The organism is Microbacterium sp. zg.Y909, from assembly GCF_024626565.1.
In genome coordinates this window covers 1-7003 of the sequence record NZ_JANJFJ010000235.1, presented here as the reverse complement: position 1 = coordinate 7003, position 7003 = coordinate 1, and the positions used below count along the sequence as shown (strand labels likewise).

6 protein-coding genes are annotated in these 7003 nt (G+C 68.4%); 5 read left to right on the top strand and 1 reads right to left on the bottom strand.

What is annotated here, in order from left to right; translation table 11 throughout:
* The 4 genes from NQ160_RS15650 to NQ160_RS15635 all read left to right on the top strand — a co-directional run.
* Nucleotides 1-476: signal peptidase II (locus tag NQ160_RS15650; RefSeq protein ID WP_257516101.1), on the top strand; the 476-nt coding region annotated here is incomplete at its 5' end.
* Nucleotide 477: 1 nt separating this feature from the next.
* Nucleotides 478-1398 carry an RluA family pseudouridine synthase gene (locus tag NQ160_RS15645; protein ID WP_257516100.1) on the top strand — a complete coding sequence of 307 codons (921 nt, stop codon included), beginning with the start codon at nucleotides 478-480 and terminating at the stop codon, nucleotides 1396-1398.
* 112 nt (nucleotides 1399-1510) lie between these two features.
* The gene (locus NQ160_RS15640) at nucleotides 1511-2080 is read left to right on the top strand and encodes a GNAT family N-acetyltransferase (RefSeq protein ID WP_257516099.1); all 570 of its coding nucleotides are present in this window, start codon (nucleotides 1511-1513) and stop codon (nucleotides 2078-2080) included.
* Between the two features lie 56 nt (nucleotides 2081-2136).
* Nucleotides 2137-2805, top strand: a complete 669-nt coding sequence (locus NQ160_RS15635) for a hypothetical protein (protein ID WP_257516098.1) — start codon at nucleotides 2137-2139, stop codon at nucleotides 2803-2805.
* Here the strand turns inward: NQ160_RS15635 and NQ160_RS15630 are convergent.
* Entirely contained in the window at nucleotides 2802-3275 is a 474-nt protein-coding gene (locus NQ160_RS15630; protein WP_257516097.1) for an NUDIX hydrolase, read from the bottom strand. The two genes, NQ160_RS15635 and NQ160_RS15630, sit on opposite strands and share 4 nt — an antisense overlap.
* A gap of 116 nt (nucleotides 3276-3391) precedes the next feature.
* Between NQ160_RS15630 and dnaE the strand changes: the two genes are divergently transcribed.
* Nucleotides 3392-6862, top strand: a complete 3471-nt coding sequence (gene dnaE / locus NQ160_RS15625) for a DNA polymerase III subunit alpha (RefSeq protein WP_374113664.1) — start codon at nucleotides 3392-3394, stop codon at nucleotides 6860-6862.
* The last annotated feature ends 141 nt before the right edge of the window (nucleotides 6863-7003 follow it).

Genomic DNA, 7003 nt, shown 5'->3' with positions numbered 1-7003 from the left:
AGGAGACGGTTCCCGTCCTGGGTGACTTCTTCCAGCTCTACCTCACGCGCAACCCCGGTGCGGCATTCTCCCTGGGTGAGGGCGTGACCTGGATCTTCACGCTGGTCCTTCTCGCCGCTGCCGTGACGATCGTCGTCCTCGCCGCGCGCGTCGTGCACTCCCGCCTCTGGGCAGTGGTGCTGGGACTGCTCCTCGGCGGCATTCTGGGCAACCTCACCGACCGCCTGCTGCGCGAGCCGGGGTTTCTGGTCGGCCACGTGATCGACTTCATCCACACCCCGTGGATGTGGCTCGGGTTCCCCTCCGCGATCTACAACATCGCCGACATCTTCATCGTCACGATGATGATCAGCGTCGCCGTGCTGGTGCTCGTCGGCCTGCGGTTCGACGGCACACGCGAACACCACCGGCACCACGCCACTGCGGCATCCGAAGGCGACGGCGCCTCGGCTCCCGACGAGGCCGCGAAGGCCTGACATGGAAAGTCGCAGCGTTCCCGTTCCCGACGGGCTTGACGGCGTGCGGGTGGATGCCGCCCTCGCCAAGCTCCTGGGCTTCTCTCGTACCTTCGCCGCAGAGGTGGCCGAAGCAGGCGGTGTCGTCCTCGACGGACGCACGCTGGGCAAGTCCGACAAGCTCCGCGCCGGCGGCTGGCTCGAGGTGACGTGGGCCGAGAAGGAGCCGCCGCGGGTCGTGCCCGTCGCCGTTGCGGACCTCGGCATCGTCTACGACGACGATGACATCATCGTCGTCGACAAGCCCGTCGGCGTCGCCGCCCACCCCTCCGTCGGCTGGGAGGGCCCGACCGTGCTGGGGGCGCTGGCCGCAGCCGGGTTCCGCGTCGCGACCAGCGGCGCGGCCGAGCGCCAGGGCGTGGTGCACCGGCTCGATGTCGGCACCAGCGGGCTCATGGTCGTGGCGAAGACCGAGAGCGCCTACACCGCGCTCAAGCGCGCGTTCAAGGAGCGCACGGTCGAGAAGATCTACCACGCCGTCGTGCAGGGGCACCCCGACCCGCTCGTGGGCACGATCGACGCGCCCATCGGGCGGCACCCCTCGCATTCGTGGAAGTTCGCCGTCACCCCCGAGGGCAAGGACTCCGTCACGCACTACGAGACGATCGAGGCCTTCCCCGGTGCGTCACTGCTGGAGATACACCTCGAAACGGGGCGCACCCACCAGATCCGCGTGCACATGGCCGCCCACCGGCATCCGTGCGTCGGGGATCCGCTCTACGGCGCCGACCCCACGATGGCGGCGCGCCTGGGCCTCACACGGCAGTGGCTGCACGCTCGCGAGCTCTCGTTCGCCCACCCGGCCACGACCGACTGGGTGACCTTCACCTCGCCGTATCCGGCCGATCTGCAGCACGCGCTCGACCTGCTGCGCGGCGACTGACCGGCGGCAGCGCGCGCCCGCAACAGGAAGAGTCGCCGGAACAGGTGGATTGCGCGCCATTCGTCCTGTGCCCGGTATTCCTCCTGTCTCGGGGAGGGGGCAGGATGCCGTCATGGCCATCGACGTGCGCCCCGCCACCGTGTTCGCAGACGTCGCGACGATCGTCGGACCCAAGAATCCGGTATCCAACGTGTGCTTCTGCCTGAGCTACCGCATCGGATCGCGCGAGAACAATGCCCTGCGAGGATCCGCGCGCGCCGAGAGGGTGCGGGAGCTGTGCGCGGAGGAGCCACCGCCGGGCGTCATCGCCTACGACGGCGCCGAACCGGTCGGCTGGGCGGCGGTGTACCCGCGGGCGGGAACCTCGTTCGCCCGCAACCGCAAGATCCCACACGTCGACGATCTCGACGTGTGGTCGCTGTGGTGCTTCCGGGTGCGGCCGGGCCACCGCAAGCAGGGCGTCATGCATGCGCTCATCGACGGCGCGGTGGCATATGCGCGGCAGCAAGGCGCACCGGCGATCGAGGGCTACCCGGTGGACAACCGCGGGGAGAAAGTCGACCAGACGATGGCCTACGTCGGCACCCGCAGGCTGTTCGAGCAGGCCGGTTTCCGCAAGGCCGCCGACGCCGACGCGATCGCCGGCGGCTTCCCGCGGGTGCTGATGCGGCTGGACCTCTAGCGCCGCGCGGGCGAGGATCGCGTCCCCGCGCCGTTGTGTCCCGTAGCGTCAGGTCCATGAGTGTCGATCGCGATGTCGTTCTGCGCCGCTGGCTCGACGCCGACCGCAGCGCGACGCGCACCGCCGTCATCACGGTGTCCTTCACGCTGGCGCTGACGGCGTTTGCGGCGACCCTGCCGCTGTGGACCCGCGACGAGCCGATCCTGATGGGCGGCGCGGTGTACTACTCCGGCACCGGGTCGAGTTTCCGGTGGGAATTCGCCCCGGCGGATGCCTGGTGGATCGCCGCGCTGGTGCTCGCCGTGCCGGTCGTGTTCACGCTGATCGGGGCGGTCACCACGCGGCGGCGGCTGGTCCGAGCGGAGCGCGACATCCCGTGGGTCGCGGACCTCGACACGATCGGTGCGGCGCTGACGGATGCGCAGCGCAGCGCGCAGGTGCGCAACCGGCAGGCAGACCTCGGGGCGCGGCAGCAGCGGTTCATCGAACAGAACCGGTCGCGCATCCCACTGTGGAGCCTGTTCGGCGGGCCGCTGGCCTATTTCGTGGGCGGGTGGTTCCTCATCGGGCTCACCTTCGACGTCACCGGTGCGACGGCCACACCGCTGGGCGCATGGCTCTCGCCGCGCTCCTGGTTCCTCCTGCTGCTGCTCATGGTCGCCTGGGCCGCCGTCGCGACGCTCGCGGACCGCCGCCGCGCCCGGTCGCAGCGCGGCGCCCTCTAGCGGCCGCCGCGGAAGGTCGCCGGGTCGTCCTCGGCCATCGACAGCGCGATCTTGCGCACGTTCTCGGGCGCGACGTCGGTCATCTCGCCGAGGCCGTAGAACCCCACCTCGGTCAGCTCGCCGTCGGCGGGGTGCGGGTCGCCCGACACCCACTCGCAGCGGAACACCAGGTCGAGGTAGTCCACCTGATCGCCGTTGGCGTAGGTGATGCGGGGCATCTGCTGCACGAGGGCGAGTCGCGTGGCCTTCACCACGACGCCGGCCTCTTCGAGGCACTCGCGCACGGCGGCATCCGCCGGCTCCTCACCGGGGTCGACGATGCCCGAGACCGACTGCCATGAGCCGTTGTCGGCGCGCTTTCCCAGCAGCACCTTCTCGTCGCGGAACACCACCGCGGTGACGCCGACGAGGGGGAGCGGGGCGTGCCCGATGCTCTCGCGCAGCGACAGGACGAAATCGGGAGTGGCCATGCTCCCAGCCTAGGCGGCGCGCCCGCAGCCCGACCGCCGATGTCGGGGCTCCTCGTAGACTGGAACCCGTGGCATCCGACTCCTTCGCTCATCTTCACGTCCACAGCGAGTACTCGATGCTCGACGGCGCCGCCCGCATCGGCGCCATGGTCCAGGAGGCGGTGCGGCTGGACATGCCGGCCATCGCCGTCACCGACCACGGCAACACCTTCGCCGCGTACGAGTTCTACAAGACGGCGAAAGATGCCGGCATCAAGCCGATCATCGGCATCGAGGCCTACGTCACACCGGGCACCCACCGCAGCGACAAGTCGCGGGTGCGCTGGGGAACGCCCGAGCAGAACAGCGACGACGTCTCGGGCTCGGGCGCCTACACGCACATGACCCTGCTGTCGGAGACGACCGAGGGCATGCACAACCTGTTCCGCCTCTCGAGCAAGGCCTCGATCGAGGGCTACTACTTCAAGCCGCGCATGGATCGCGAGCTGCTGCAGACGTACTCCAGGGGGCTCATCGCCACCACCGGCTGCCCGTCAGGCGAGGTGCAGACGCGCCTGCGGCTGGGTCAGTACGACGCCGCGCGCGCGGCGGCGGCGGAGTTCCAGGACATCTTCGGCAAGGACAACTACTTCGCCGAGATCATGGACCACGGTCTGTCGATCGAGCGCCGGGTCATGACCGACCTGCACCGCCTCGCGAAGGACCTCGGCATTCCGCTCTTGGCCACCAACGACCTGCACTACACCCACCAGCACGACGCCACGAGCCACGCGGCGCTGTTGTGCGTGCAGTCAGGGTCCACCCTCGACGACCCCACCCGGTTCAAGTTCGACGGCGACGGGTACTACGTCAAGTCGCCCGCCGAGATGCGGCAGATCTTCCGCGACTACGAGGTCGCGTGCGACAACACGCTGCTCATCGCCGAGCGCTGCAACGTCGAGTTCAACACCTCGGCCAACTACATGCCGCGCTACCCGGTGCCCGAGGGCGAGACCGAGGAGAGCTGGTTCGTCAAAGAGGTCGAGAACGGCCTGCACGAGCGGTACCCCGGCGGCATCCCCGACGCCGTGCGCAAGCAGGCGGAGTATGAGACCGGCGTCATCGTGCAGATGGGCTTCCCCGGCTACTTCCTCGTCGTCGCCGACTTCATCAACTGGGCCAAGCGCAACGGCATCCGCGTCGGCCCCGGCCGTGGCTCCGGCGCCGGCTCCATGGCGGCGTACGCCATGAAGATCACCGACCTCGACCCGCTGGAGCACGGTCTGATCTTCGAGCGGTTCCTCAACCCCGACCGCGTCTCGATGCCCGACTTCGACGTCGACTTCGACGACCGGCGCCGCGGTGAGGTGATCCAGTACGTCACCGAGAAGTACGGCGACGAGCGCGTCGCCCAGATCGTCACCTACGGAACGATCAAGGCCAAGCAGGCGCTGAAGGATGCCGGGCGCGTGCTCGGGTTCCCCTTCAGCATGGGGGAGAAGCTCACCAAGGCGATGCCCCCGGCGGTGATGGGCAAGGACATGCCGCTGGGCGGCATGTTCGACCCGAAGCACCCCCGCTACAAAGAGGCATCCGAGTTCCGCACCGTCATCGAGAGCGACCCCGAGGCCAAGACCGTGTTCGACACGGCGGTGGGGCTCGAGAACCTCAAGCGACAGTGGGGCGTGCACGCCGCCGGCGTCATCATGTCCAGCGAGCCGCTGATCGACATCATCCCGATCATGAAGCGCGAGCAGGACGGCCAGATCGTCACGCAGTTCGACTATCCGGCGTGCGAGTCCTTGGGCCTCATCAAGATGGACTTCCTGGGGCTGCGCAACCTCACGATCATCGACGACGCGCTCGACAACATCGAGGCCAACCGCGGCGAGAAGGTCGTGCTCGAGGACCTCGCGCTCGACGACCAGGCGGCGTACGACCTGCTGGCCCGGGGTGACACGCTGGGCGTGTTCCAGCTCGACGGCGGACCCATGCGGTCGCTGCTGCGCCTGCTGAAGCCCGACAACTTCGAAGACATCTCCGCCGTCATCGCGCTGTACCGACCGGGCCCGATGGGAGCGAACTCCCACACGAACTACGCGCTGCGCAAGAACGGGCTGCAGGAGATCACTCCGATCCACCCTGAGCTCGAAGAGCCGCTCGCCGAGATCCTGAGCACCAGCTACGGCCTCATCATCTACCAGGAGCAGGTGATGGCGATCGCCCAGCGGGTCGCCGGGTTCAGCCTCGGTCAGGCCGACATCCTGCGCCGCGCGATGGGCAAGAAGAAGAAGTCCGAGCTCGACAAGCAGTACGCGGGCTTCCAGGCCGGCATGCACGCCAACGGGTTCTCCGATGCCGCCGTCCAGAAGCTGTGGGATATCCTCCTTCCCTTCTCCGACTACGCCTTCAACAAGGCTCACTCCGCCGCGTACGGGCTGGTGTCGTACTGGACGGCGTACCTGAAGGCGCACTACCCCGCCGAGTACATGGCGGCACTGCTGACGAGCGTCGGCGATGCGAAGGACAAGCTCGCCGTATACCTCAACGAGTGCCGCCGCATGGGCATCCGGGTGCTGCCGCCGGACGTGCGGGAATCGATCCGGTACTTCGCCGCCGTCGGCAGCGACATCCGCTTCGGTCTCGGCGCGATTCGCAACGTCGGCACCAACGTCGTCGACGGCATCGTCACGGCCCGTGCCGACGACAACTTCGTCAGCTTCCACGACTTCCTCACCAAGGTGCCGATCCACGTCGCCAACAAGCGCACGGTCGAGTCGCTCATCAAGGCCGGGGCGTTCGACTCACTGGGCTCGACACGCCGTGCCCTGATGGAGATCCACGAGGATGCCACCGAGGCCGCCGTGGACTCCAAGCGCAAGGCCGCGACCGGCGCCATCGGCTTCGACTTCGACAGCCTCTACGACGAGGCCGAGGAGGTCATGCCGCCCAAGGTGCCGGAGCGACCGGAATGGACCAAGAAGGACAAGCTGGCCTTCGAGCGCGAGATGCTCGGCCTGTATGTCTCGGACCACCCGCTGGCCGGTCTCGAGATACCTCTGGCCAAGCACGCCTCGATGTCGATCCACGACCTGCTCTCCTCCGAGGACGTGCAGGACGGCGACCAGGTCACCGTCGCGGGCCTCGTGACCAGCGTGCAGCACCGGGTGGCCAAGCAGAGCGGCAACCCGTACGGCATGATCACGGTCGAGGACTTCAACGGCGAGGTGACCGTGATGTTCATGGGCAAGACGTACACCGAGTTCCAGTCGATGCTCGTCGCCGATTCCATCCTCGTCGTCCGCGGCCGCGTTTCGCGGCGCGACGACGGCCTGAACCTGCACGGCCAGTCGGCATTCTCGCCGGATCTGGGCACGACCGACGTCGCCGGGCCGCTCACGCTCACGATGCCCGAGCACCGGGCGACCGAGGCCGTGATCGGCGAACTGGCACAGGTGCTCACGCGGCACCGGGGCGACACCGAGGTGACGCTGAAGGTGCACAAGGGCGGCATCGCGAAGGTGTTCGAGGTGCCGCTGCACGTGCAGGTGACCGCGGATCTCTATGGCGAGTTGAAGGGCCTGCTGGGTCCCCACTGCCTAGGCTGACCGGTACCATCGGATGACCGCGCCTCCGGCGCGACGGCGAAGGGATGAACCGTGACCGACGAGCGGCTCGACGAGAACACCGTGAACACCCCCGATCACTCCACCGATGCCGCGGATGCCACAGCGCATTCCGCGCCCGCG

What these genes read in the sequence shown, in the direction of transcription:
- NQ160_RS15635 (WP_257516098.1), top strand. Translation starts at nt 2,137, where the DNA reads ATGAGTGTCGATCGCGATGTCGTTCTGCGCCGCTGGCTCGACGCCGAC.
- NQ160_RS15645 (WP_257516100.1), top strand. Translation starts at nt 478, where the DNA reads ATGGAAAGTCGCAGCGTTCCCGTTCCCGACGGGCTTGACGGCGTGCGG.
- NQ160_RS15630 (WP_257516097.1), bottom strand. Translation starts at nt 3,275, where the DNA reads ATGGCCACTCCCGATTTCGTCCTGTCGCTGCGCGAGAGCATCGGGCAC.
- dnaE (WP_374113664.1), top strand. Translation starts at nt 3,392, where the DNA reads ATGCTCGACGGCGCCGCCCGCATCGGCGCCATGGTCCAGGAGGCGGTG.
- NQ160_RS15640 (WP_257516099.1), top strand. Translation starts at nt 1,511, where the DNA reads ATGGCCATCGACGTGCGCCCCGCCACCGTGTTCGCAGACGTCGCGACG.